Annotated in this window: 26 protein-coding genes; 16 read left to right on the forward strand and 10 right to left on the reverse strand. The window is 61.3% G+C overall.

What is annotated here, in order from left to right:
- Positions 1–360: 360 nt before the first annotated feature.
- The 4 genes from EP379_RS07570 (at position 361) to EP379_RS07585 (ending at position 3,861) form a co-directional block, all read left to right on the forward strand.
- Positions 361–540 (forward strand): hypothetical protein, encoded by a 180-nt coding sequence (locus EP379_RS07570; protein WP_127477229.1) that lies wholly within the window; start codon positions 361–363, stop codon positions 538–540.
- Positions 541–991: 451 nt separating this feature from the next.
- Complete coding sequence (locus tag EP379_RS07575; RefSeq protein WP_127477228.1) at positions 992–1,393, forward strand: hypothetical protein; 402 nt, start codon at positions 992–994, stop codon at positions 1,391–1,393.
- Between the two features lie 548 nt (positions 1,394–1,941).
- Positions 1,942–2,121 carry a hypothetical protein gene (locus tag EP379_RS07580; protein ID WP_127477229.1) on the forward strand — a complete coding sequence of 60 codons (180 nt, stop codon included), beginning with the start codon at positions 1,942–1,944 and terminating at the stop codon, positions 2,119–2,121.
- 669 nt (positions 2,122–2,790) lie between these two features.
- Complete coding sequence (locus EP379_RS07585; RefSeq protein WP_127477230.1) at positions 2,791–3,861, forward strand: cyclic nucleotide-binding domain-containing protein; 1,071 nt, start codon at positions 2,791–2,793, stop codon at positions 3,859–3,861.
- An 11-nt stretch (positions 3,862–3,872) separates the two neighbouring features.
- Here EP379_RS07585 and EP379_RS07590 read toward each other — a convergent pair whose 3' ends face one another.
- From EP379_RS07590 to EP379_RS07615, 6 genes are read right to left on the reverse strand one after another with little or no spacing between them, the layout of a single operon-like run.
- Complete coding sequence (locus tag EP379_RS07590) at positions 3,873–6,095, reverse strand: CHASE2 domain-containing protein (RefSeq protein ID WP_127477231.1); 2,223 nt, start codon at positions 6,093–6,095, stop codon at positions 3,873–3,875.
- A gap of 6 nt (positions 6,096–6,101) precedes the next feature.
- Positions 6,102–6,884 carry a TatD family hydrolase gene (locus EP379_RS07595; RefSeq protein WP_127477232.1) on the reverse strand — a complete coding sequence of 261 codons (783 nt, stop codon included), beginning with the start codon at positions 6,882–6,884 and terminating at the stop codon, positions 6,102–6,104.
- A gap of 51 nt (positions 6,885–6,935) precedes the next feature.
- On the reverse strand, positions 6,936–7,295 hold the full coding sequence (locus EP379_RS07600; RefSeq protein WP_127477233.1) for a PilZ domain-containing protein: 360 nt from the start codon (positions 7,293–7,295) through the stop codon (positions 6,936–6,938).
- 7 nt (positions 7,296–7,302) lie between these two features.
- On the reverse strand, positions 7,303–8,307 hold the full coding sequence (locus tag EP379_RS07605; protein WP_127477234.1) for a DNA polymerase III subunit delta': 1,005 nt from the start codon (positions 8,305–8,307) through the stop codon (positions 7,303–7,305).
- A gap of 3 nt (positions 8,308–8,310) precedes the next feature.
- The gene (tmk, locus tag EP379_RS07610) at positions 8,311–8,940 is read right to left on the reverse strand and encodes a dTMP kinase (RefSeq protein WP_127477235.1); all 630 of its coding nucleotides are present in this window, start codon (positions 8,938–8,940) and stop codon (positions 8,311–8,313) included.
- Between the two features lie 51 nt (positions 8,941–8,991).
- On the reverse strand, positions 8,992–9,561 hold the full coding sequence (locus EP379_RS07615; protein ID WP_127477236.1) for a hypothetical protein: 570 nt from the start codon (positions 9,559–9,561) through the stop codon (positions 8,992–8,994).
- A 108-nt stretch (positions 9,562–9,669) separates the two neighbouring features.
- Between EP379_RS07615 and EP379_RS07620 the strand changes: the two genes are divergently transcribed.
- Entirely contained in the window at positions 9,670–10,713 is a 1,044-nt protein-coding gene (locus EP379_RS07620) for an Sfum_1244 family protein (protein ID WP_127477237.1), read from the forward strand.
- Positions 10,714–10,760: 47 nt separating this feature from the next.
- Here EP379_RS07620 and EP379_RS07625 read toward each other — a convergent pair whose 3' ends face one another.
- From EP379_RS07625 to EP379_RS07640, 4 genes are read right to left on the reverse strand one after another with little or no spacing between them, the layout of a single operon-like run.
- Entirely contained in the window at positions 10,761–11,099 is a 339-nt protein-coding gene (locus EP379_RS07625; RefSeq protein WP_127477238.1) for a TusE/DsrC/DsvC family sulfur relay protein, read from the reverse strand.
- A 45-nt stretch (positions 11,100–11,144) separates the two neighbouring features.
- Positions 11,145–11,822, reverse strand: coding sequence for a type I-MYXAN CRISPR-associated protein Cas6/Cmx6 (cas6, locus tag EP379_RS07630; protein ID WP_127477239.1), 678 nt, complete (start codon positions 11,820–11,822; stop codon positions 11,145–11,147).
- A 5-nt stretch (positions 11,823–11,827) separates the two neighbouring features.
- Entirely contained in the window at positions 11,828–12,544 is a 717-nt protein-coding gene (locus tag EP379_RS07635; RefSeq protein WP_127477240.1) for a hypothetical protein, read from the reverse strand.
- Positions 12,545–12,571: 27 nt separating this feature from the next.
- On the reverse strand, positions 12,572–12,751 hold the full coding sequence (locus EP379_RS07640) for a sulfur relay protein DsrC (protein WP_127477241.1): 180 nt from the start codon (positions 12,749–12,751) through the stop codon (positions 12,572–12,574).
- 530 nt (positions 12,752–13,281) lie between these two features.
- On the opposite strand from EP379_RS07640, the gene dsrA reads away from it, so the two are divergent.
- From dsrA to dsrO, 11 genes are all read left to right on the forward strand, one after another.
- On the forward strand, positions 13,282–14,538 hold the full coding sequence (dsrA, locus tag EP379_RS07645) for a dissimilatory-type sulfite reductase subunit alpha (protein ID WP_127477242.1): 1,257 nt from the start codon (positions 13,282–13,284) through the stop codon (positions 14,536–14,538).
- Positions 14,539–14,635: 97 nt separating this feature from the next.
- Positions 14,636–15,706, forward strand: a complete 1,071-nt coding sequence (dsrB, locus tag EP379_RS07650; protein WP_127477243.1) for a dissimilatory-type sulfite reductase subunit beta — start codon at positions 14,636–14,638, stop codon at positions 15,704–15,706.
- Between the two features lie 24 nt (positions 15,707–15,730).
- Positions 15,731–16,123 (forward strand): sulfurtransferase complex subunit TusD, encoded by a 393-nt coding sequence (tusD, locus tag EP379_RS07655; RefSeq protein WP_127477244.1) that lies wholly within the window; start codon positions 15,731–15,733, stop codon positions 16,121–16,123.
- Between the two features lie 15 nt (positions 16,124–16,138).
- The gene (gene tusC, locus EP379_RS07660) at positions 16,139–16,528 is read left to right on the forward strand and encodes a sulfurtransferase complex subunit TusC (protein WP_127477245.1); all 390 of its coding nucleotides are present in this window, start codon (positions 16,139–16,141) and stop codon (positions 16,526–16,528) included.
- Between the two features lie 16 nt (positions 16,529–16,544).
- Positions 16,545–16,844 (forward strand): sulfurtransferase complex subunit TusB, encoded by a 300-nt coding sequence (gene tusB / locus EP379_RS07665; protein ID WP_127477246.1) that lies wholly within the window; start codon positions 16,545–16,547, stop codon positions 16,842–16,844.
- A gap of 39 nt (positions 16,845–16,883) precedes the next feature.
- Positions 16,884–17,219 (forward strand): TusE/DsrC/DsvC family sulfur relay protein, encoded by a 336-nt coding sequence (locus tag EP379_RS07670; RefSeq protein ID WP_172600416.1) that lies wholly within the window; start codon positions 16,884–16,886, stop codon positions 17,217–17,219.
- A 67-nt stretch (positions 17,220–17,286) separates the two neighbouring features.
- Complete coding sequence (locus EP379_RS07675) at positions 17,287–18,015, forward strand: respiratory nitrate reductase subunit gamma (protein WP_127477247.1); 729 nt, start codon at positions 17,287–17,289, stop codon at positions 18,013–18,015.
- A gap of 37 nt (positions 18,016–18,052) precedes the next feature.
- Entirely contained in the window at positions 18,053–19,621 is a 1,569-nt protein-coding gene (dsrK, locus tag EP379_RS07680; RefSeq protein WP_127477248.1) for a sulfate reduction electron transfer complex DsrMKJOP subunit DsrK, read from the forward strand.
- A gap of 72 nt (positions 19,622–19,693) precedes the next feature.
- Complete coding sequence (locus tag EP379_RS07685; RefSeq protein ID WP_127477249.1) at positions 19,694–21,682, forward strand: NAD(P)-binding protein; 1,989 nt, start codon at positions 19,694–19,696, stop codon at positions 21,680–21,682.
- A gap of 11 nt (positions 21,683–21,693) precedes the next feature.
- Positions 21,694–22,197 (forward strand): hypothetical protein, encoded by a 504-nt coding sequence (locus EP379_RS07690; protein WP_127477250.1) that lies wholly within the window; start codon positions 21,694–21,696, stop codon positions 22,195–22,197.
- A complete protein-coding gene (dsrO, locus tag EP379_RS07695; protein WP_127477251.1) occupies positions 22,190–22,939 on the forward strand; it encodes a sulfate reduction electron transfer complex DsrMKJOP subunit DsrO in 750 nt (249 codons plus the stop codon). The genes EP379_RS07690 and dsrO overlap by 8 nt, the downstream gene beginning before the upstream one ends.
- Positions 22,940–22,945 lie beyond the last annotated feature (6 nt).

Genomic DNA, 22,945 nt, shown 5'->3' on the forward strand with positions numbered 1-22,945 from the left:
GAGGCGCGGCGTCGGGTGCCGTGCAGGACTTGGTATCGCCATTTGCGGCTGCTGGCCGCTGCGGGCCTCCCTGTGCCCCCTGGGCGGGCCATCACCGCCGAGGGGCCCTCTCGGGACGGCTCGGGGTGGTTCGGGGCGTCTACGCACGCTGAGGCCGCTCAACTGGTCGCTGTCTCTCCGGGCCGCCTGCTGGAACTCACTGGCCGGCGCTTCCGGGTGGTGATTCCGGAGGATGGGGCGGACGGGGCGGAAGCGACGACGGCGCCGCAGGCGGGGCCGTCGCTTCGCCTCGTCCGCCCTCGCCCTGCTCTGCCTTGGAAAAACCGCGGGCCGTTGCGTGTACCCAAGCCGGGGCATGTGATGGATCTGTGGCCTGCGGGAACGACCGGCGTCGTGGTGTCGGTGCTGTTCGATGGGGCTTGGCTGGTCGAGCTGGAGCACGACGACTGGCAGAAGTGCGAAGACTTGGAAGACCGCTATCCCCGTGTCGATGTAGCCGACTTCCTGCGTTGCACGTGGCCGCTGGAGGTGTCGGCATGAGCGGGTTGCCACCCCACAGCGGGAAAGCTGGCTGCATGTCTCATGGCCGCCCCGCGTCTGGATCACCTCGGAGGGTTTTCCCCGTAGTCCACAGCCCCGAAGCCCCGCGCGGGCCGATGAAATCGTGCCCAGAGCGCGGGGGCCGCGTGCAACGCGGCGGGCTTGTGGGCCCACGGGGGAAACCCGGTGCTTGCAAGGGCTCGATCTGCACGAGTCTTCACAACGTCTTTTTTTTGCTGGAGGATGGGCAAAATGACCAACCCGATTACCCTACTTACCCCCCCTTGTTTCGAGGGGTCGCATTTGCCCCTGCTGCGCACATTGCAGGGCATGTATTTTCATACAGCAAAACAAGCAAAACCCCTGAAAATAACAGCGTTTCTCGCCCTTACGAGTCTATACATTATGCGCATTTCGTGCCCGTCACGAAATCGGCGGGAGGCCAGCTCTGATGCGGTCTTCAAGCGAATTGCTGCATCAAGGCTGGACGGGCAATTTGACCGCCCTGCGCGAGTTGCAACTGTTCGCCGGGCTCAGCAACGAGGACGCCGCCCGGCTGTGTCTGGTGTCGCCGGAAACCTACCGGCGCTGGCGCCGCGACCGCTCACCGAATCCCACTGCAGTGCGCCTGCTGGCCGTGCTGGCCGGGTACGTGCCTTGGCGCGGCTGGGATGGCTGGGAGGTCCACAGCGGGTTGCTGTTCCCTCCGGGGTACTCTCGGCACGGGGTTGCCCCGGCCGACATTCTGGCCTTGCCGTTCACCTTGCAGCTGCTGGCCGAGGTGCAGCGACAGGCCAAAATCACCCGCTCGGAACCGGCCGAGGTGCTGCCAGTCAAGGGGCGGTCCCTGTAACACCGCCCCTTAGTGCCATGGGTAGCAGTCGCCATACGCTTTGCAGGGTTATTGGGCAGGGGGTGCGTCATGGCTGATGCGGTCCTGAAAGTGGGCTTTCTGGAGTCCCTCGAAGCCGTCGCCCCAACCCCCGACGCGGGGCGGCAAGCGTTCCTCACCTGGTCGCTGGTGCAGTCCTTCGGCTGGGCTGAGGCGCGGCGTCGGGTGCCGTGCAGGACTTGGTATCGCCATTTGCGGCTGCTGGCCGCTGCGGGCCTCCCTGTGCCCCTGGGCGGGCCATCACCGCCGAGGGGCCCTCTCGGGACGGCTCGGGGTGGTTCGGGGCGTCTACGCACGCTGAGGCCGCTCAACTGGTCGCTGTCTCTCCGGGCCGCCTGCTGGAACTCACTGGCCGGCGCTTCCGGGTGGTGATTCCGGAGGATGGGGCGGACGGGGCGGAAGCGACGACGGCGCCGCAGGCGGGGCCGTCGCTTCGCCTCGTCCGCCCTCGCCCTGCTCTGCCTTGGAAAAACCGCGGGCCGTTGCGTGTACCCAAGCCGGGGCATGTGATGGATCTGTGGCCTGCGGGAACGACCGGCGTCGTGGTGTCGGTGCTGTTCGATGGGGCTTGGCTGGTCGAGCTGGAGCACGACGACTGGCAGAAGTGCGAAGACTTGGAAGACCGCTATCCCCGTGTCGATGTAGCCGACTTCCTGCGTTGCACGTGGCCGCTGGAGGTGTCGGCATGATCGGGCTGCCACCCCACAGCGGACGAGCGGCGGCGAGGGGGCGGGAGGCAGCGAAGCGCCCGCCCCCGCGCCGCCTTGTGTCTGGATCACCTCGGAGGGTTTTCCCCGTAGTCCACAGCCCCGAAGCCCCGCGCGGGCCGATGCAATCGTGCCCAGAGCGCGGGGGCCGCGTGCAACGCGGCGGGCTTGTGGGCCCACGGGGGAAACCCGGTGCTTGCAAGGGCTCGATCTGCACGAGTCTTCACAACGTCTTTTTTTTGCTGGAGGATGGGCAAAATGACCAACCCGATTACCCTACTTACCCCCCCTTGTTTCGAGGGGTCGCATTTGCCCCTGCTGCGCACATTGCAGGGCATGTATTTTCATACAGCAAAACAAGCAAAACCCCTGAAAATAACAGCGTTTCGCTCCCTTACGAGTCTATACATTATGCGCATTTCATATGAGCGCGGCGGGCGAGCATAACGGTCACCTCGATGCCTCAGCCCGGTACATCTGGCTGAATCAGAAAGGAATTTCACTCCGGCGTTAATGGTTAGCATTGGTGCGTAATTTCTCTATAATGCCACCTTCATACTTGGCGTCGCCTGTGTCTGCAAGGGCTAGGCATTTGTTGAATGCCGGCCTGAGATTGACTTCAACCTGCCCGGAATATCCTGTAGCAACGACATGGCTGAAACCAGAACACGGGTCGAACCCCAATACCTTCGGAATTACGTACCACTTTCCGAACTGACCCAGGACAATCTGCAGGAACTCTCACGCAGCACCTTCGTGGAGAAGCTTCCGGCCGGCCGCACGCTGTTCACGAAAGGTGATGCGGACAACCGCTCCTATTACATTCTGGGTGGCGAAATCGAGCTCGATACCGGCGACGGCACGCCGCCACGCGTAGTGGCCGGAGCAACGCCGGCCTCCCGTTTTCCACTCGACCATCACCGGCCACGCCAGGCCACCGCCAAGGCACGTACCCAGGTGTTTTACTTTCAGGTCGATAACAACCATCTTGACCTGCTGCTGACCTGGGGACAGAACGCCGGTTACATGGTCACCGAAATCGACAACGGTGGCACAGATGTGGACGACGGCGACTGGATGACGCACATGCTGCGTTCCAGCATCTTCCACCGCATCCCGGCCTCGAACATTCAGGCGGTATTCATGAAGATGGAGGCCCATCCAGTGAGAGCCGGTGACGTGGTCATCAGGCAGGGCGATGAGGGTGATTACTACTATTACATCAAGCAGGGCCGTGCCGTGGTGACCCGCCTGACCAAGACCGGACAGACCATCAAGCTGGCGGAGCTGGAAGCGGGCAGCAGCTTTGGCGAGGAAGCCCTGATCTCGGATACCAAGCGCAATGCCAATGTCACCATGCTAACCGATGGCGTGCTGATGCGACTGGCAAAGGCGGATTTCGCCTCGCTGCTCAAGGAGCCGGTACTGGAAAGCCTCAGCTACGAAGAGGCACAGAAACAGGTCGAGTCCGGTGCCGCGATCTGGCTGGATGTGCGCCTGGAGAGTGAACACAAGAATGCGGCCCTACCCGGCAGCATCAATATACCGTTGTTCATGTTGCGCCTGAAAACAGCCAGCCTCGATCGCAACAAGAAGTATATCGTCTACTGCGATACCGGCCGACGCAGTTCATCGGCTGTCTTTTTGCTCACCGAGCGCGGTTTCGATGCCTATCTGCTCAAGGGTGGCCTGATGGCCATCAAGCAGGGCATGCAGCGTTAACTGCCCCTCCCCTACTTCTCCGTGCGTTCGTAAACCCCATCCCACTCCGCCGCAGGCGGTGCGTTGCGCAGTGCTTCAATACGTTCCAGATAAAGCGCATAAACCTGGACGGCAGGATGCGCGGCATGAAGTTGTTGCCACAGACTGGCCGCATGATCCCAGTCCTGACCGCGATAACTGGCCAGCGCCTCGTCATGCAACTGCAGTTCTGCAAGCAGTTCGCTGGATGCTTGGGCCTTGGCGCAGATGGGCTCGAAAATGTGAATTGCCTCGGCCTTGCCTTTGACACGGATCAGGTCCAGTTCGCGGAAGACATAGTTATCTGCAGCCAGGTGTCGCGTTGTCTCACCCACCACCAGGCCGACATGATAGTACTTGGTGGTCCCTTCCAGACGTGAGGCCAGATTCACCGCGTCACCCAGCACAGTGTAGGCGCGGCGATATTCCGAGCCCATGTCGCCGACATTCATGACACCGCTGTTGATGCCGATACCGATCTGTATTATGGGAAAGCCCGCCGCCTGGAACTCCGGCTTGAGCCGCTCCACCTCGCGCAACATCGCCAGCGCGGCGCTGATGGCATGCACGGCGTGCTGCGTGTCTTCCAGCGGCGCCCCCCAGAAGGCCATCACCATGTCGCCGACGTATTTGTCGATGGTGCCTCGGTTGTCGAAGATGATACGCGTCATCGGTGTGAAGAAACGGTTCAGCATGGCCTTCAGTTCGTTGGCCGACAGCACCTCAGAGATGGTGGTGAAGGAACGGATGTCGGCAAACAGCACGGTCATCTCCCGACTTTCACCCTCGAAACTGTACTGCTCCGGGTTTTCACTCATTTCCTGCACCAGCTGCGGCGGTACGTACTGGCCGAACATGCCTTGCAACTGCCGCTTGCTGCGGAATTCACCGAAGAAACCATAGGCCATATTGAACATGGCGAGCACGATCACCAGCAGTAACTGCGGCGCCAGCGCGAGGATCAGTCCACCGCTGGCCCAGATCCAGAAGTTGAAGGCAACGGCTGCCGCCAGCACCGCCAGTGAAACAATGACCAGCGGCAACGGAGCCAGACGTGGGAACAGTAGCGCCAGTACGAGGCCGATGATCAGGGTCAGCAGGAAGTCAGCCCCGGTGGCCCAGGCCGGCTCCATGGGGAAAGTGTTGTCGAGGATGGCGGCGATGGTGTTGGCGTGTACCTCGACACCGGGATACACCGCTTGGATCGGTGTCGCACGCAGGTCGAACAAGCCCTGCGCCGTAGTGCCGATAAGTACGATGGCATTTTCCAGGGTCGCCGCGTTCACACGTCCGTGCAGCACATCGGTGGCGGAGACATAGGGATAGCTACCCCACAGACCACGATAGGGAATGATCACGCGGCCTTCGCTATCGGTGGGAATGACTGTCTGTCCCAGGTGGATGGCCTCGAGAATTTCCTCACTGCCGACCATTGCGGTCTGCAGTTCCACCTCGTCGACCATCAGATATAGCCGTGCCACCTCCATACCGAGCGAGGGATAAAGGTAATCGCCATATCGTACCACGACCGGGGCGCGGCGGATGATGCCATCGGGGTCCGGTTCCAGACTGAAGAAACCGCCATGACGTGCCGCCTGCTGCAGCACATCGATGTTGCCGGTGTAACTGGCCGCAGTCGACATGGCCAGGCGCGCCACAATCTCGTGCGGCATGATGTTGAGTGGTTGAGGCAGTGTGCCGACGGCCTCCTCGCCGCGATTGTGGAAGATATAACCGAGTACCACCTCCCGGTCGGCCAGTTTCTCGGCGAAGGCAAGATTGTTGTCGAACAGCGGCAGGTAATCGCGCAACCCGCGCACCAGGGCATCGCCCTGTCCCCGCACCTCACCCAGGCGCTGCAGGACCACCTCGCCGCTGTTGCGTTCCGGTTCGGCGAAGATGATGTCGAAGCCAACCACCGCCACACCCTGTGCATACAAGTTGTCGAGCAGTTGTCCCAGCTTGCTGCGTGGCCAGGGCCACTGCCCTTCCTGCTGCAGGCTTTTCTCGTCGATATCGACGATGACGATGCGCGGATCGACATGGCGTCCGGGCAGCATGGCGCGCAGGCGCAGGTCGTAAACCAGGGAGTCGAGCCGCTGCATGGTCTGTTGCATCAGCGGCATATCGCTGAACTGCAGCCACAGCATGAGAAAAACCAGCAGCAGCCCGGTGACCGTGGGATAGAGTTTCTTGCGGAAGCCGCCCCGGGCCATGTTGCGTCAGGCCAGCCGGAACAGGCGCCGGAAATTGGCGCTGGTCAGTTCGGCAATCTCATCCAGCGTGGTGCCACGCACGCTGGCGAGCCGTTCGGCGACATGGCGCACATAGGCCGGATAATTGGGCTTGCCGCGATGCGGCATCGGTGCCAGATAGGGCGCATCCGTCTCCACCAGCAGGCGGTCGGACGGAACGCGTGCCGCCACCTCGCGCACCTGCACCGCATTGTTGAAGGTGATGATGCCAGAGAAAGAGATGTAAAAGCCCAGCTCCAGGGCCTGTTGTGCAGTACGCCAGTCGTCGACGAAGCAATGCATGATGCCGCCCACCATATCCGCTCCCTCTTCCCGCAACAGACGTATGGTGTCGTCCTGGGCATCGCGGCTATGGACGATGAGCGGTTTCCCTACGGCACGGGCCGCCTGAATATGGCGGCGGAAACGGTCGTGCTGCCAGGTCAGGTCACCCTCGCTGCGGAAATAGTCGAGGCCGGTTTCACCGATACCGAGCACCTTGGGCTGCTTGGCCGCGGCCACCAACTCCTCGATGGTAGGCTCATGCCCCTCGTGATCGTTGGGATGCACGCCAACTGTGGCATAGACATGTTCGTGCTGTTGGGCCAGCGCCAGCACGGCGGGAAAGTTTTCCCAATTGATACACACGCACAGCACGTCGCTGACGCCCTGCACCGCTGCCTGCTCCAGCACATCGTTGATACCGTCGGCATAGGGCGCGAGATCGAGGCGATCGAGATGGCAATGGGAGTCGATGAGCCGCGTGGACATGAAGACGTTATCGTGCTTGTAAACGTACCCCGCTGTGGCGGGGCACATCGCTTACATGGTGTGGGTCTGGCGATCGGATTTGAGGGCGCCGGCCAGATAGGTTTCGATTTTGTTGCGCACGTTGCCGCCGTCCTGTTCGCTGAATTGAACGCCGATGCCGGCGGCGCGGTTGCCCTGTGCACCCTTGGGGGTGATCCAGACGATCTTGCCGGCGACCGGCAGCTTTTCCTTTTCTTCCATCAAGGTAAGCAACATGAAAACCTCATCCCCCAGCGCATAATCCTTATTGGTGGGGATGAATAGGCCGCCGTTCTTGACGAACGGCATGTAGGCGGCGTACAGAGCGCTCTTGTCCTTGATGGTCAGAGACAATATGCCCTGCTTGGCTATCGGGGGTGCCTTCTGCTCCATGGTGACCTTATCTCGTTGGTGCGGCGCGCTGCGCCACCGTTGCGCCCATGCCGCTCCAGCCGAGCAGCATTTCCTCCAGCAGCAACTGCACATTGGGATGGCCGCGCGCCAGACGCATGGCCTCCAGCAGTTGTCCCTGCCGTTGCAGCAACTGGGCTAAGTCTACCTGCTCGCACAAGGCTTGCAAACGCCGGCGTAAATCCGGGTTGTCCAACCGCACCGTCGCGGCCCCGGCCTTGAGGCGGGCCATATCCACATGCCAGCCGTGCAGCGTGGCGAGTGTTTCCTGTAGGGGCAGCTCCAGCCACTGCGCCGCCAGGGCGATGGGTTCCTGTTGGCCGCCAATCAGTGCCTCGAACTCGCCGAACAGGCGCGCGCGCTGCTCCATGCCGCCGGACGCCGCCAGGGCCACGGCCCGCAGCGGGGCACCACCGCAAATGGCCAAGGCCAGCTCGGCTTGGGCCGCATCGCCCATCTGTCCGATCAGCCAACCGCGGGTTGCCGCATCATTCTGAGCGGCAAACGACAACTGCTGGCAGCGACTGCGGATGGTGGGCAGCAGCGCCGCGGGCCGTGCCGTAACCAGCAACAGCAGTGCATCGCGCCCGGGCTCTTCCAACGTTTTCAGCAGGGCATTGGCCGCATTGAGATTCATGCGGTCCGCCGGCTCGATGATCACCACCCGGGCCCGGCCGTACTGTGGCGTCAGCGCCTGCCAGCCCAGCAGGTCACGGATCTGGCCGATGGTGATCTCCTTGCCCTCCTCCGGCCGCACCGCCTGGAAATCGGGGTGGGTTCCCGCGGTAAAGAGCTGGCAGCCGCGACACCGGCCGCAGGGCAGCCCCTGCTCTGGGCTGTCACATAGCAGGGAACGCGCCAGCAGGTGGGCGAAATCCAGCTTGCCGAGACCGGCCGCACCGCTCAACAGCAGGGCATGGGGCAGGCGGCCGGCGGCGATACGCTGCTGCAGCGCCTGCCACGTCGTCTCCTGCCAGGGGTAAGGGTGCTGCATGGTTCAGCCCGCCTCCGCCAGATAGGCATCCAGTACCTGATCGATTTGTGCCTGTACCTCGGGCAGTGGCCGGCTGGCGTCGATGAGGCGGAAACGCTCCGGTTCCTGCGCGGCGCGGGCGTGATAGGCGTCGCGCACACGACGAAAGAAATCCTCCTGTTCCTGCTCGAAGCGATCCGGATCACTGCGTGCGCCGGCCCGCTGCAGCCCCTGTTCCACCGGCAGGTCCAACAACAGGGTGAGGTCGGGACGCAACTCACGCTGCACCCATTGCTCCAGCACACGGATGCGCTCCGGGTCGATACCGCGGCCACCGCCCTGATAGGCGTAGGTAGCATCGGTGAAGCGATCGCATAACACCCAGTCGCCACGTTCCAGCGCCGGCACGATCAGTTCACCCAGGTGCTGGGCACGGGCGGCGAACATCAGCAACAGCTCGGTGTCGGCGACCATGGCGCTCTGGCTGCGATCCAGCAGCAACGCACGCAGTTGTTCGCCCAACGGCGTGCCGCCGGGTTCACGGGTGCGGATCACCCGCTTGCCTGCCGCGCTCAGGCGGCGGTGGATGTGTTCGAGGTTGGAACTCTTGCCGGCGCCTTCGCCGCCTTCCAGAGTGATGAAGCGTCCACGCATGGTTTATTCCGGTATGACGAATCCGGTAATGCTACCACGACGACCACCCTCTCAGGCGGCGGGAGCCTCCTCCCATTGTTTGAGTATGTCGTTCAGCCCCTTCTTCAAGTTCTTGATCGCCTCGGGCGCCTCGATATCGACGACCTGCTCGATGACCCACTTGTTTTCCGTCCCGCCCATCACGCCGTCGACGCACTGTCCCAGATAGCGCAGGGACTGGTAGCTGGGCTGGCCGTCGGCAAAACCGAACTCGGCGTAAGCCTCCATGCGTTCGTTGAGACGCGCAACCACCGCGGCACGGTGATCGCCGGGACCGGAAACGGTGGTCTTGTTGTCCACCAGCGTGCGCACCAGATGCTGGGCGAGTGCCCCCATCAGCTGCTGGCGCTGTTCATCGGGCAGACGCTCGTAGCACAGGCGATCGGCCAGTTGCAGCAGAAATACGACGAACTCGCCCACCACATCCAGCAACTGTGCCTGGGAGGAGAAGTTGAAACCGGCGTTGTACATCTTGTCGGCGCGCTCCTGTGCCGCACGCCAGGTGATGAAACCGAGCACCGAGGCCAATTCTTCCAGCGACTTCGGCTTGTCTTTCTTGTGCCATTTGCTCTTGATACGCACGTTGGATCCTCGTTATTCATGGTTGGCAGACCAGGAAAGCCGTGCTAGCTTTGTCATAAGTTGAGTATTCTACTCAACATGAGTCACCAAACCAATCGCAGGCCAGCCATGCGCACCGATCTTCACACCCTCACCGCCCAGGTGCAACACAACTGCCACATCTCGGACGCCCGTCATGCCCGCAACTATTCCCTGTGCATCTACCTGCTCAAGATGCGCGAATATTTCCGCTGGGAAATGGGCTTCGGCTACGACGAGCGCCTGCCGGAGAAGCAACTCGGTGACTGGCTGGTGGATCGTGAGCGGTTCTGGGGCGAGTTGGAGGAGCAGGACTACCGCCCTATCGAGGTGAGCGCACAGACTTACGCCCCGTTCGAGCCGGAAATCATCAATGATCAGTTGCTGCCCAGCGGACTGGTGTACAGCGGCGGTTATGGTGGTCTGTCCAAACCGCATTTTTTCCTTGCCGAACTGCACGCAGTGGAACAGCGCCACGGTCGGCGCATCCTGATCACCGGACGGGAACATGCCCGCGATCTTACCGCCCCACCGGCGATGACCCTGCAAGGCGAGGTGTATGTGCGGCGCGAATCCCTGCGGCGCATGCTGTGGGAAAAGATCGAGGAATGGCGCTGGCGCCGTCAGGAAAACGCCATGGCGCGCGCCATCGCCTTCTACCCGGTGGAGACCGCACTGGAAAGTGCGCTGGATGCGATGACCGCCACGGAAACCGAGGCTGTGGTGCTGCACGAACTGGGCGAGGTGGAGGCCGGGCAACTGTTCGGCGCGGCCTGGGAGCAGATGCTGAGTGCCGTATGGCATACACGGGCGGAACTGGTGGCACGTGCCGTGCGCGACCATCTCGCCGACTGCCTGACGACGCTGCCGGCACTGCTGGAAGAGAAGCGTCTCCCCTCCCTCCATTTCTACATGGCCAATCTCAGCGGCATGCGCCAGGCGCTGTTTCCCGCCCTGAATGACGCTTATCGGGACTGGCTGGAGCGCGGCAGCCTGACTGCGCTGCACGATTGCGTCGGCCGCGGCCAGGAACACTGGCTGGCCGCAGGCCGGCGCCTGCTGCAGGCCTATGGCGGGGAAGATGATGCGGCGGCGGAACGTATCGATGCCGCGGCCGCGGGAATCGAGCTGTAGAAACGACGACGCCCGCCGAAGCGGGCGTCGTGCGGAGCACGGCAGGCTTAGTAACCGCCCTTGCGGCGGGTCTCCGGCAGACCGGCGATCTTGGTGGCCTGCTTGGAGGGCTGCATCGGGAACAGTTCGTACAGAGCCTTGGCATCGATCTTCTCGCCCCACTTTTCGGACATCGCCTTGACGATGTTGCGATCGTTGGGCTGGTTGCCGCCGTTGTTGAGGTATTCATCGCGCAGGTAGTTGATCACGTCCCAGGACTTTTCTGTCAGGGTGACCTTCTCGGCCTCAGCGATGACCTTGGCCACGTCCTCGTTCCAGTCTTCCAGATTTTCCAGGTAGCCGTTGGCGGTGGCCGCGATGGTCTTGCCGTTTACTTCGTAGGACATGCTGCTCTCTCCTTCAAGTTATTTCTAGGTTTAAATCGCAACTTATTATTCGGAATTGACTTTATTGATTGATTTATGCTCGATGAACAGGCCGCAACCCAGCGTGCGCAAGGGGCCGAGACCGCGCTCCTGCAAGGTCACGGCATCGGCTGGCGGCAACTCGGCCACCATCAGGCTGCGCACATAGATCGGACCATCCGGTGTATGAAAATGGTGTTGCCTGCCGGCCAGCACCTTCTTGAAGTGCAGGCCCATGGCGCGCATCTGCTGCACCGCCCCGGCAATAAACTGTTCTTCCTCCTGGCCCTCGGGCACAACGATATATCGGGCATACATGGTGGCGGCCGGACTGAGTGGAACAATCTTCGCCTCCCCTACGACCAGGCTATGCCCATCAACATCGAGGGTCTGGCCACACAGGGCGCGTGCATTTTCCACTCTATCGCGGGCCAGACGCAAGACAAGACGCGTCCGCTTTGACAGATGCAATAATGCCAGGGCGTGGCTGGGGCGCTCCCAACCATTGCCTGAGTCGGCCACGTGCACCAGATGCAGGCCATCGGACGGGTCATCACCGAACCACGGCAAGGCACGGCGGATGGCAGTGGAAAGGGCGTAGGCGTGATCCACCGGCAGGGTACGGCAGTCGATGCGGAATGACATATCGACCACGTTGTCCGGAACGGTGAAAAATTCCTTTTGTACGTCCTCTTGCCAGAACATGGGATTCAGTCCGCAGGCAACCGGCTGCGCAGCAGGTCACGATCGTACCACCAGGCATCGGGTACCAGCACGTCGAGCAGCTTGCCGAGGCGCGGCAGGAGCTTTGCCGGGTCATTCAATTCCAGGCGCTCCACCCAGAAATCGAAAATCTCCTTGTTGTCCACCACTTCACTGTGTTTCTTGGCCACCTCGGCCAACATGCCGGCGGTGAAGAACTTCAAGTCTTCGCGCTTCTTGCCCTCGGCGCGCAGTTCCACCAGATAGGCGGCAACCGCTGCCGGAATGGCGGCGGCATCGGCCTTGGGCGGGGTCTCCTCCACCAGATGCTTGAGCATCAGCACCGAAAGTTCGGGATCGATGGGATAGGTCACTGCCAGCCAGACGCCATGGGCCAGGGCCTTGATGGCATCGTTCTTCTCGGATTGATAGACGATGTCACAGCCCTGTACCGCCTGCTCCCACAGCTCGGCCGCAAGGGCCTGGCGGAAGCTGTCGTGTCCCAGGTGCCAGGCATCCTCATTACGTTCGAGGTCGAGGAGGATATAGCCGATGTCATTGCGCAGGGTCAGGCGTTGCGCCAGCGGGGCATCGGCCGGCAGGGATGCCAGTTCTGCCTCCAACTGGGCCAGCCGCGCCTCCTCCGCCTGTTTCGGACGGATGGCGTCGGAGGCGCACTCGGCCTCGCCTTGTACAGATTCGTTTTCCAGTTGCAGATATTTCACGCGTCAATTCCGTGGTTGGGTCGGGCATCAGGAAGTGAAGGCGGCCTCGAGCCGGTCTTCCCAGTTTTCCGGTGTATTTTCGTAGGTGGGTTTGACGTCGATGCGGAAGAACATCTCGCCCTTGGCCCGCTGCCTTACCACCTCGATCAGCTCCTCGAAGTCATCCAGTTGCGGGTTCTGGATCATGATTTCGCTTAAATACAGCATCGCTCGCCTCGTCGTCCCCAAAAACACTCTATATATGTGTGGCGCACGCCCTACCCCTTCAAGGGAAGGCCGGACAGCCCGCCAAATACTTCAGAGAATCAGTAAGTAATGATATTGAACCCGATGCACAAGGCCCGAACAAGTCTTAGTTTATGTCCCCATTCATCGCCGTCCGTAGTCACCGGAACAGCAACGAATCACATAAATGACATAAGATAGTTGTTGTAATATATTGATTAATTTCAACTAATTGTATTTCTTATGAGCCAATAATCCACATTCCAGAAGTCTTTTGTATATCCCATTCAGGATAGTCCTACCCCTCCCCTCCCCCCCATCGGAAGGATACTTCGCTTCATAATGAACTTCTAAACTTCGCGCCATGTTGAAAAGGACCACTCTGTCCAGTCCTCTTCAGACTAGGTAGTCGTGCCCCGCGCCGCGTCGCGTCGCCGGGCCAGATGGACGGCCAAGGTACCCTCCTCCGGCCGGCCCGAAACCCAACAGATCTCTGACGGGAGAATGACAACATGGCAACCAAGATGCACAAGACTCCGATGCTGGACCAGCTGGAGAGCGGCCCGTGGCCGTCCTTCGTAACCGGCCTGAAGCGCCTGGCCAACGACGAGGGCAAGCCCTATGCCGACATGATGAAAGACCTGCTCGGTCAGCTGGAAACCTCCTACACCACCCGTAAGGGCTACTGGAAGGGCGGTACCGTTGGCGTGGTCGGTTACGGCGGCGGCGTCATTCCCCGCTTCACCGAGCTGCACGACGAGAACAAGAAGCCGTTGTTCCCGAAGGCCGCCGAGTTCCACACCCTGCGTATCATGCCGCCTGCCGGCATGCACTATGACACCGCTACCATCCGCAAGATGTGCGACGTGTGGGACAAGTACGGTTCCGGCCTCGTGGCTTTCCACGGCCAGTCCGGCGACATCATGTTCCAGGGCTGCACCACCGAGAACGTCCAGCCGGCCTTCGACGAGTTCAACGAGATGGGCTTCGACCTGGGCGGCGCCGGCCCCGCTGTGCGCACCGGCATGTCCTGCGTGGGTGCCGCTCGCTGCGAGCACTCCTGCTTCAACGAACAGCGTGCCCACCGTACCCTGGTGAACCGCTTCCTGGACGACATGCACCGTCCGGCCCTGCCGTACAAGTTCAAGTTCAAGGTGTCCGGCTGCCCGAACGACTGCATGAACTCCATCCAGCGCGCCGACATGGCGACCATCGGCACCTGGCGCGACGACATGAAGGTCGACCAGGCCGAAGTGAAGAACTTCGTCAACGCCAAGGGCCGCAAGTACGTCATCGACAACGTCATCACCCGTTGCCCGACCGGCGCGCTGTCCCTGAACGACGATGACACCCTGGCGGTGGACAACAAGAACTGCGTCCGCTGCATGCACTGCATCAACGTCATGACCAAGGCCCTGTCCCCCGGCGATGACAAGGGCGTCACCATCCTGGTGGGTGGCAAGCGCACCCTGAAGATCGGCGACCTGATGGGCACCGTGATCGTTCCGTTCATGAAGCTCGAAACCGACGAAGATTTCGAAGCGCTGGAAGAACTGGCCGGCAACATCATCGACTTCTTCGCCGAGAACGCCCTGGAACACGAGCGTACCGGCGAGATGATCGAGCGTATCGGCCTGGTGAACTTCCTGGAAGGTATCGGTCTCGAGATCGACCCGAACATGATCACCAACCCGCGCATGAACCCCTACGTCCGTACCGATGGCTGGGACGAAGAGGCCAAGAAGTGGTTCGAGCGTAAGGCTGGCTAAACGGTCGGTCCAACAGGAAAACGCGGGGCGTCCCGGGCAACCGGAACGCCCCGCAAACTAAATAACGACGAATTTCTGAGTGTAATTGGAGGTAATTATGTCTGCACCTCGCATGCCCATCGAGAGTGGTGTACCGGATCCGTTCCCGTATATGCACCCCGCGCTGAAGAAGAACTTCGGCCAGTGGAAGTACCATGACCGCCCGCGTCCGGGCGTCCTGCACCACGTCGCCAAGAGCGGCGATGAAGTGTGGACCGTGCGCGCCGGTACCCAGCGCCAGATGGACACCTACACCATCCGCAAGCTGATGGACATCGCCGACCAGTTCGCTGACGGCTATGTGCGTTTCACCATCCGTTCCAACATCGAGTTCATGGTCACCGACGAGAAGAAGGTGCAGCCGCTGATCGACAAGCTGCAGGCCGAAGGCTTCCCCGTCGGCGGCACCGGTAACTCCGTATCCATGATCTCCCACACCCAGGGCTGGCTGCACTGCGACATCCCCGGCACCGACGCCTCCGGCGTGGTGAAGGCCCTGATGGACGAGCTGTACGAAGAGTTCATCAAGGAAGAGATGCCGAACCGCGTGCGCATCACCACCTCCTGCTGCCAGATCAACTGCGGTGGCCAGGGTGACATCGCCATCAACATCCAGCACACCAAGCCGCCCAAGATCAACCACGACCTGGTTGCCAATGTGTGCGAGCGCCCGTCCGTCGTGGCCCGCTGCCCGGTAGCGGCCATTCGTCCGGCCATGGTCAATGGCAAGCCGTCCCTGGAAGTCGATGAGAAGAAGTGCATCTGCTGCGGCGCCTGCTTCCCGCCCTGCCCGCCGATGCAGATCAACGATCCGGAGCACTCCAAGCTGGCCATCTGGGTGGGCGGCAAGAACTCCAACGCCCGTTCCAAGCCGACCTTCCATAAGCTGGTTGCCGCCGGTATCCCCAACAATCCGCCGCGCTGGCCCGAGGCCGCCGCTGTGGTGAAGAACATCCTGGCTGCCTACAAGAAGGACGCCAAGGAGTGGGAGCGTATGAACGAGTGGATCGACCGCATCGGTTGGCCTCGTTTCTTCGAGCTGACTGGCCTGCCGTTCACCAAGTACCACATCGATAACTGGCGTGGTGGCCGCGTGAACCTCAACGCCTCTGCTCACATCCGCTTCTAAAGATACGGATAAAGGAAGAGGTCAATGAAGTTTACGATTCAGGTTAACGAAGGCCCGTACACTCATCAGGCATCTGATACGGCATACAACTTCGTCAAGGCAGCTCTGGAAGCAGGTCACGAGATTTATCGCGTGTTCTTCTACCATGACGGTGTCAACAACGCGACCCGTCTGACTACTCCGCCGCAGGATGACCGCAACGTGGTCAACCGCTGGAGTGAGTTGGCTGCCAAGCACAACCTCGACCTCGTCGTATGCGTTGCCGCGGCCCAGCGCCGCGGCATCGCCGACGCCGATGAGGCCAAGCGTAATGGCAAAGACGCTGACAATATCGCTCCTGGCTTCCGGATCTCCGGTCTGGGCCAGCTGATCGAGGGCGGTATCCAGTCCGATCGCCTCGTCGTGTTTGGCGATTAATGCGGAGACAGAGTGATGAGTGACGAAGAAATGATGGAAGGCGGCGTGCAGAAGAAGTTCTGCTACATCAACCGCAAGGCCCCCTACGGCACCATATATGCCCTGGAGTCCCTGGAAGTCGTGCTGATCGGTGCTGCTTTCGAGCAGGACGTGTCTCTGATTTTCATGGACGACGGCGTGTTCCAGATCACCAAGGGGCAGGACACTGCCGGCATCGGCATGAAGAACTTCTCCCCCACCTACCGCGCACTCGAAATGTATGACGTCGAGAAGCTGTATGTGTCGGAGGAGTCGTTGGCAGAGCGCGGCCTGACGGCGGATGACCTGCTGGTGGACGTCGAAGTGCTGAACGCCGAGCAGATCCGCGACCTTATGGAACAGCAGGACGTGATCCTGAGCTTCTAATTGGGAGAGAAACGAAATGCTGCATACCGTAAACAAGTCGCCGTATGAAAAGAACACCTTTGAAAGCTGCATCAAGCACGCTGCAAAAGGCAGCGCCGTCCTGTTGATCGAGGATGGCGTTTACGCTGTGCTGAAGGGGTCCGCTGCGGCCGCCAAGGTACAGCAGGCCATGGGTGATATCACCTTTTATGCCCTCGAGCCGGACGTTAACGCCCGTGGTCTAAAGGGTAAAGTGATGGATGGTATCAATCTGGTCGATTACGCCGGGTTTGTTGACCTGACCGTCAAGTTTGATCGTGTTCAATCCTGGCTGTAAGCCTATTCATTCAATCCAACTGATTGAGGAGATAATGTCATGGGTACTATGACTGCTGGTGGTAAGACTGTAGAAGTCGATGAGGAAGGTTATCTGGTCAATATCAACGACTGGACCCGCGAAATCGCTGATGAGCTGGCCAAGTCCGAAAACGTGACGATGACCGACGCCCACTGGGAAGTGATCGACTTCCTGCGCGAGTACTACAACGAGTACCAGATCGCTCCGGCGGTGCGCGTGCTGACCAAGGCCATCGGCAAGAAGCTCGGCCCCGAGAAGGGCAATAGCAAGTATCTGTACGAGCTGTTCCCCTACGGTCCCGCCAAGCAGGCCTGTAAGATCGCTGGCCTGCCGAAGCCGACCGGCTGTATCTAATGCTGTGCCCGGGGGGCGTTTACGCCCCCCACCCCCTACTTCAATTCTCTAGCGAGGGTCGATACGAATGTCGTTCCTGACAGTGCTCTACGCACTCTTGTTCTATACCGCCACGGCGTTGTTCATCGTCGGCCTGGCCTACAAGATTCGCCAGTACGCCACGACGCCCGCTCCGCTCAAGATTCCGACCACGCCCGCCCCCACCACCACCGGCGGCGTCGTGTTTCGCATGGCCCGCGAGGTCGTGCTGTTTGAAAGCCTGTTCAAGTCCAACAAGTGGATCTGGCTCTTCGGCTGGATGTTCCATGTCGCTCTGGCCCTGGTGATTCTGCGTCACTTCCGCTATTTCCAGGAGCCGGTGTGGGGCATCATCAGCTTCATCCAGCCCTTCGGCATGTATGCCGGCTTCTTCATGGTCCTGGGCCTGCTCGGCCTGTGGGTGCGCCGCCTTTTCGTCGAGCGCATCCGCTATATCACCAATCCGTCCGACCACCTGATGTTGGCCCTGCTGGTAGGTATCGGTGTCAGCGGCCTGATGATGAAGTTCGTACGCCACACCGACATCGTGATGGTCAAGGCCTTCTTCCTTGGTCTGATGCGTTTCGACCTGCAGCCGCTGCCGAACGACGGCCCGCTGCTGGTTCACCTGGCACTGGTGGCCCTGCTGCTGATCGTCTTCCCGTTCAGCAAGCTGCTACATGCGCCGGGCGTGTTTTTCAGCCCGACCCGCAATCAGGTCGACAATCCGCGCGAGCGCCGGCATCTCGCGCCCTGGGCCGCGGAACTCGACAAATAACCGAACTTTAAGCGCTTGAACGTATAAGGAGAAACGCGTGGCTGCAGCCAAGTTTGACACGCCGAAAATGCGGGAGTACCCGAGCATTCCTGCCCTCCAGCCGGATGCGACGGCGCACCTGAAGTCTTTCCTCGCGGCACCGGAACACAATACCTTCCTCGGCTTTCCCGGCGAGTTGGTGGAAAACTGGCAGGAAAAGGCCATCGAAAAGATGGGCGACCTGCTGGGCAAGTACCGTGGCTTGCGCGTGTTCATGGATGCCTGCGTCAAGTGCGGCTCCTGCACCGACAAGTGCCACTACTTCCAGGGCACGAGCGATCCGAAGAACATGCCGGTGGCACGCCAGGACCTGCTGCGCAGTGTCTACCGCCGCTACTTCACCTTCGCAGGTAAATTCTTCCCCGGTCTGGTCGGCGCCCGTGACCTGACCCGTGAAGTGCTGGACGAATGGTACAACTACTTCCACCAGTGTTCGCAGTGCCGTCGCTGTTCGGTGTTCTGCCCCTACGGCATCGACACCGCCGAGGTCTCCATGGCCGCCCGCGAGATCATGGACTCCATCGGCTACGGCCAGAAGTACTGCAACGAGATCCTCGGCAAGGTACAGAAAGTCGGCAACAACCTCGGTCTGCCCGGCCCGGCGCTGGAAGCCACGCTGGAAGAGTTCGCGGAAGAGATTTCCGACGACACCGGCTGCAACGTCGAGATCCCGCTGGATCGCGAAGGTGTGGATGTGCTGCTAATCACGCCGTCCGCAGACTTCTTTGCCGAACCGCACATCGATGGCTTGATGGGCTATGCCAAGGTGTTCCATGCCGCCGGCATCAGCTGGACCCTGTCCTCCTATGCCTCCGAGGCGGCCAACTTCTCCATGTTCATCGGCTCCTACTCGAACATGAAGAAAGTCGCCGAGCGCATCCGCAAGGCGGCGCTGGATCTGGGCGTCAAGCGCATCATTGTCGGCGAATGCGGCCATGCCTGGCGCGTAGCCTATTCGTTCTGGAACACCCTGGCCGGCATCGGTTCCGGTGGCGACGATCCGTACGCGCAACAACTGCAGAAACAACTGGATCACAGCTACCCGATCCCACAGCACATCTGCGAGTTCACCTGGGACCTGATCCAGCAGGGCAAGCTCAAGTTCGACAAGTCGCAGAACGATCACCGCGTGGTGACCTTCCACGACTCCTGTAATGTGGCCCGCGCCACCCGCATGGGCACCGAGCCCGGCGGCCAGTTTGACATCCCGCGCAACGTCATCAAGGCAGTGTGTAACAACTATGTCGACATGGCGCCCGACACCATCCGCGAAGTGACTTACTGCTGCGGTGGTGGCGGCGGTCTGCTGACCGACGATTTGATGGAACTCCGTGTCAAGGGCGCCCTGCCCCGCATGGAGGCTCTGAAGAAGGTGATCGACGAAGACAAGGTCAATGCCATGGCGGCGATCTGCGCCATCTGCAAGGCGCAGTTCACCAAGATTATGCCGTACTACGGCATCCCCATGGATACCATCGTCAGTCTGCACCAGCTGGTGAAGGACGCGATCATTCTTCCCGGACAGGGAGAAGAAGAGGCGGAGCCGGCAGCAGAGGCCACCGAGTAACACTAAATTTCACATCCCGCGGTGCATACCGTCACCGGGGGGAGACAAGGCTACAGGCATAGGAGAGTGAAAATGGCAACTTCTAGCGACGACATGAAGAAGGGTTTTACGTACCGCCGCTACAAGGACGGCGACAGCAAGCATCGTCCGTTCTCCCAGGAAATCTGGCAGGCGGGCTGGACCCACAAGTGCCCGACCTACGTGCACCGCACCCCACCCTGCCAGGGTAGCTGCCCCTCCGGCCATGACATCCGCGGCTGGCTGGACATCGTGCGCGGTATCGAGAAGCCGACCGGCGGCATGACCATGCAGGAATACGCTTTCCGTCGCGCCACCAACGCCAACCCCTTTCCCTCCATCATGGGCCGTGTCTGTCCCGCTCCCTGCGAGGACGGTTGCAACCGCAATCAGGTCGACGACCACGTCGGCATCAACTCCGTGGAGCAGTACATCGGTGACCAGGCCCTGGCCAACGGTTACAAGTACGAAGCCGGCGCCGATACCGGCAAGAAGGTTGCCGTGATCGGCGGCGGCCCTGCCGGCCTCGCCGCGGCCTATCAGCTGCGCCGCAAAGGCCACGCCGTGACCATCTTCGAGCAGAAGGACCAACTGGGCGGCATGATGCGCTATGGCATCCCCGGCTATCGTACTCCGCGCGACGTACTGGACGGCGAAATCAAGCGCATTGTCGACATGGGCGTCACCATCAAGACCGGCGTGAAGATTGGCAAGGACATCACCGTCGATCAATTGGCCAAGGACTTCGACGCCGTCCTGTTCGCCATGGGTGCCTGGTCCGGCCGCAATCTGCCGATCCCCGGCGCGGATGCCGTCAATTGCATCACCGGCGTGGCCTTCCTGGCCGCCTTCAATGAAGGTCGCCTGAAGGGCGTAAGCGGCAAGGTGGTGGTCGTCGGTGGTGGCGACACCTCCATCGACGTCGCCTCCGTCGCCCGTCGTCTCGGCCACATCACCGTGGAGAACGAGAAAGACCGTCCGGAGCACATCATCATCAACCAGACCGCCCACGACGTGGCCATGACCGCCAATCGCCAAGGTGCCGACGTCATGCTGATCTCCCGCGCTCCCATCAACAAGATGCCGGCCGCGCAGCATGAAATCGAAGACGCCACCCGCGAAGGTGTGGAGATCGTCGGTCAGTTGAGCCCGGTCGAAGTCATCAAGGGTAAGGATGGCCGTGCCACCGCCCTGCGCGTGGTCAAGCTGGAAGAGGACGGCAAGACCCCCATCGCCGGTTCCGAGTTCGATATTCCCTGCGAGCTGATCGTTGCCGCCATCGGCCAGACCGGTGACGTCGCCGGTTTCGAAGGTTTCGCCAACGACAAGGGCCTGGTCGCTGCCGACAAGCACTTCCAGGTACCGGGCAAACCCGGCTTCTTCGCCTGCGGTGACATCGTGCGTCCGCACCTGCTGACCACCGCCATCGGCCAGGCCTCCATTGCCGTGGAAAGCATCGACCACTACCTGAACAATCAGGAGCAGGTTGCCCGTCCGAAGGTCGACGTGCACCACTGGAACCTGATGGAGAAGCTGATGGAGGCCGGCTTGCAGCCGGAGCACTTCGAAGCGGCCAACAAGGACGAGATTGCCAAGGCGGAAGGTTTCGTCAAGGACATCGACCGCGGCCTGCGCGGCACCTCCAGTTCCAAGTTCGCCATCCACAACTACGAAGACCGCTCTTTCGCCGAAATCATCCCGGCCGATGAGTTGTTCCTGGGCCACTTCAACTACACCCCGCGCAACAAGCGCCAGCACATCATGGTGAATGCCGACGAGGTGCTGGGCCACTTCCAGGAACGCCTGATCGCCCTGGACGAGAAGCAGGTTATCGACGAGGCCAAGCGTTGCATGAGCTGCGGCATGTGCTTCGAGTGCGACAACTGCGTGGTGTTCTGCCCGCAGACCGCGGTGAAGCGCGTTCCGGCCAAGGAGAGGACCACCGGCCGTTACGTTTACACCGACTACTCGATGTGCATCGGTTGCCATATCTGCGCCGACGTATGTCCGACCGGCTACATCCAGATGGGTATGGGCGACTAAGGGTGATCCCGATGAAGCGTTTACTGCAGCTTCTCTCCATGGCAGTGCTGGCGCTGACTCTGTCGGCGCCGGCCCTCGCCGGTGACGGCGGGCGGACTCCCCTGCCCTCCATTCCCGCGGCCAAGGGTGACCAGTGTGTGGAAGATACGGCGGTAATGCGCCGTGACCATATGAAGTTCCTCAAGCAGCACCGTGACGCCACCATGCACCAGGGTATCCGTACCAAAAAGTACAGCCTGAAGGCCTGCCTGGAATGTCACGCGCCGGCGGAGGGCAGCACGGCATCGGCCGGCAAGACGGAAGGGCACTTCTGCGTCAATTGCCACGTCTATGCCGGTGTCACCCTGGACTGCTTCGAGTGTCACGCCACCAAGCCGGAAACCACCGCGCAGTTCCATCCGCTGGTGAGCCCGGCCGCTGCGGCGCTGAAGGCAACGGAACGTACCGACTCCACCGTGCTGCTCAATCGTCTGGTGGGGATCTCTGAGAACAAGGCAGGTGTTGCCCATGAGTGATCACAAGCAACCGGATCTGACGCGTCGTGAATTCCTCGGCCAGGGTGCCGCCGCGGCCGGCGTGCTGCTGGCCCCCGGCGTCATGCTGTACGGCGTGGCCCAGGCCAAGCCGGCGGATGAGCCGGCAAGCAGCAAGGTGCGCTGGGGCATGCTGGTGGATACCAGCAAGTGCAGCAGCGGTTGCAATGCCTGCGTCGATGCCTGCAACAAGGAGCACGGCCTGGGTAACGAAACCCACAGCCGCGCCACGCAGCGTACCCAGTACATCCGCAAGGTGGAACTGCGCCATAAGTTCACCGGCGCCACCCACTCGCTGCCGGTGATGTGCCAGCACTGCGAGACGCCGCCCTGCGTGGATGTCTGCCCCACCGGCGCTTCGTTCAAGCGCGCCGATGGTATTGTGCTGGTCGACCGCCACATCTGCATCGGTTGCCGCTATTGCATGATGGCCTGCCCGTACAAGGCGCGCTCCTTCGTGCACGAGACGCTGACCGATCAGCGCCCGCACCAGCCGCGCGGCAAGGGCTGTGTCGAGGCCTGCACCATGTGCGTACACCGCGTCGACGAAGGCCGTCAGCCTGCTTGTGTCGAGGCCTGCGCGGCCGATGGCAGCAATGCGATCATCTTCGGTGACCTGAACGATCCCACTAGCGAAATCGCCCAGCGTGTGAAGACCTACGCCAGCAGCGAAATCCGTGCTGACCTCGGTCTCAACACCGGTGTGCGCTATCAGGGCCTTTAACGGGAA

Source organism: Sulfurivermis fontis (assembly GCF_004001245.1).
Lineage (GTDB): Bacteria > Pseudomonadota > Gammaproteobacteria > Thiohalomonadales > Thiohalomonadaceae > Sulfurivermis > Sulfurivermis fontis.

Bases quoted from the DNA above. Each gene is read 5' to 3' on its own strand.
- EP379_RS07570 (WP_127477229.1), top strand. From the start codon at position 361: ATGGATCTGTGGCCTGCGGGAACGACCGGCGTCGTGGTGTCGGTGCTG.
- EP379_RS07575 (WP_127477228.1), top strand. From the start codon at position 992: ATGCGGTCTTCAAGCGAATTGCTGCATCAAGGCTGGACGGGCAATTTG.
- EP379_RS07580 (WP_127477229.1), top strand. From the start codon at position 1,942: ATGGATCTGTGGCCTGCGGGAACGACCGGCGTCGTGGTGTCGGTGCTG.
- EP379_RS07585 (WP_127477230.1), top strand. From the start codon at position 2,791: ATGGCTGAAACCAGAACACGGGTCGAACCCCAATACCTTCGGAATTAC.
- EP379_RS07590 (WP_127477231.1), bottom strand. From the start codon at position 6,095: ATGGCCCGGGGCGGCTTCCGCAAGAAACTCTATCCCACGGTCACCGGG.
- EP379_RS07595 (WP_127477232.1), bottom strand. From the start codon at position 6,884: ATGTCCACGCGGCTCATCGACTCCCATTGCCATCTCGATCGCCTCGAT.
- EP379_RS07600 (WP_127477233.1), bottom strand. From the start codon at position 7,295: ATGGAGCAGAAGGCACCCCCGATAGCCAAGCAGGGCATATTGTCTCTG.
- EP379_RS07605 (WP_127477234.1), bottom strand. From the start codon at position 8,307: ATGCAGCACCCTTACCCCTGGCAGGAGACGACGTGGCAGGCGCTGCAG.
- tmk (WP_127477235.1), bottom strand. From the start codon at position 8,940: ATGCGTGGACGCTTCATCACTCTGGAAGGCGGCGAAGGCGCCGGCAAG.
- EP379_RS07620 (WP_127477237.1), top strand. From the start codon at position 9,670: ATGCGCACCGATCTTCACACCCTCACCGCCCAGGTGCAACACAACTGC.
- EP379_RS07625 (WP_127477238.1), bottom strand. From the start codon at position 11,099: ATGTCCTACGAAGTAAACGGCAAGACCATCGCGGCCACCGCCAACGGC.
- cas6 (WP_127477239.1), bottom strand. From the start codon at position 11,822: ATGTTCTGGCAAGAGGACGTACAAAAGGAATTTTTCACCGTTCCGGAC.
- EP379_RS07640 (WP_127477241.1), bottom strand. From the start codon at position 12,751: ATGCTGTATTTAAGCGAAATCATGATCCAGAACCCGCAACTGGATGAC.
- dsrA (WP_127477242.1), top strand. From the start codon at position 13,282: ATGGCAACCAAGATGCACAAGACTCCGATGCTGGACCAGCTGGAGAGC.
- dsrB (WP_127477243.1), top strand. From the start codon at position 14,636: ATGTCTGCACCTCGCATGCCCATCGAGAGTGGTGTACCGGATCCGTTC.
- tusD (WP_127477244.1), top strand. From the start codon at position 15,731: ATGAAGTTTACGATTCAGGTTAACGAAGGCCCGTACACTCATCAGGCA.
- tusC (WP_127477245.1), top strand. From the start codon at position 16,139: ATGAGTGACGAAGAAATGATGGAAGGCGGCGTGCAGAAGAAGTTCTGC.
- tusB (WP_127477246.1), top strand. From the start codon at position 16,545: ATGCTGCATACCGTAAACAAGTCGCCGTATGAAAAGAACACCTTTGAA.
- EP379_RS07670 (WP_172600416.1), top strand. From the start codon at position 16,884: ATGGGTACTATGACTGCTGGTGGTAAGACTGTAGAAGTCGATGAGGAA.
- EP379_RS07675 (WP_127477247.1), top strand. From the start codon at position 17,287: ATGTCGTTCCTGACAGTGCTCTACGCACTCTTGTTCTATACCGCCACG.
- EP379_RS07685 (WP_127477249.1), top strand. From the start codon at position 19,694: ATGGCAACTTCTAGCGACGACATGAAGAAGGGTTTTACGTACCGCCGC.
- EP379_RS07690 (WP_127477250.1), top strand. From the start codon at position 21,694: ATGAAGCGTTTACTGCAGCTTCTCTCCATGGCAGTGCTGGCGCTGACT.
- dsrO (WP_127477251.1), top strand. From the start codon at position 22,190: ATGAGTGATCACAAGCAACCGGATCTGACGCGTCGTGAATTCCTCGGC.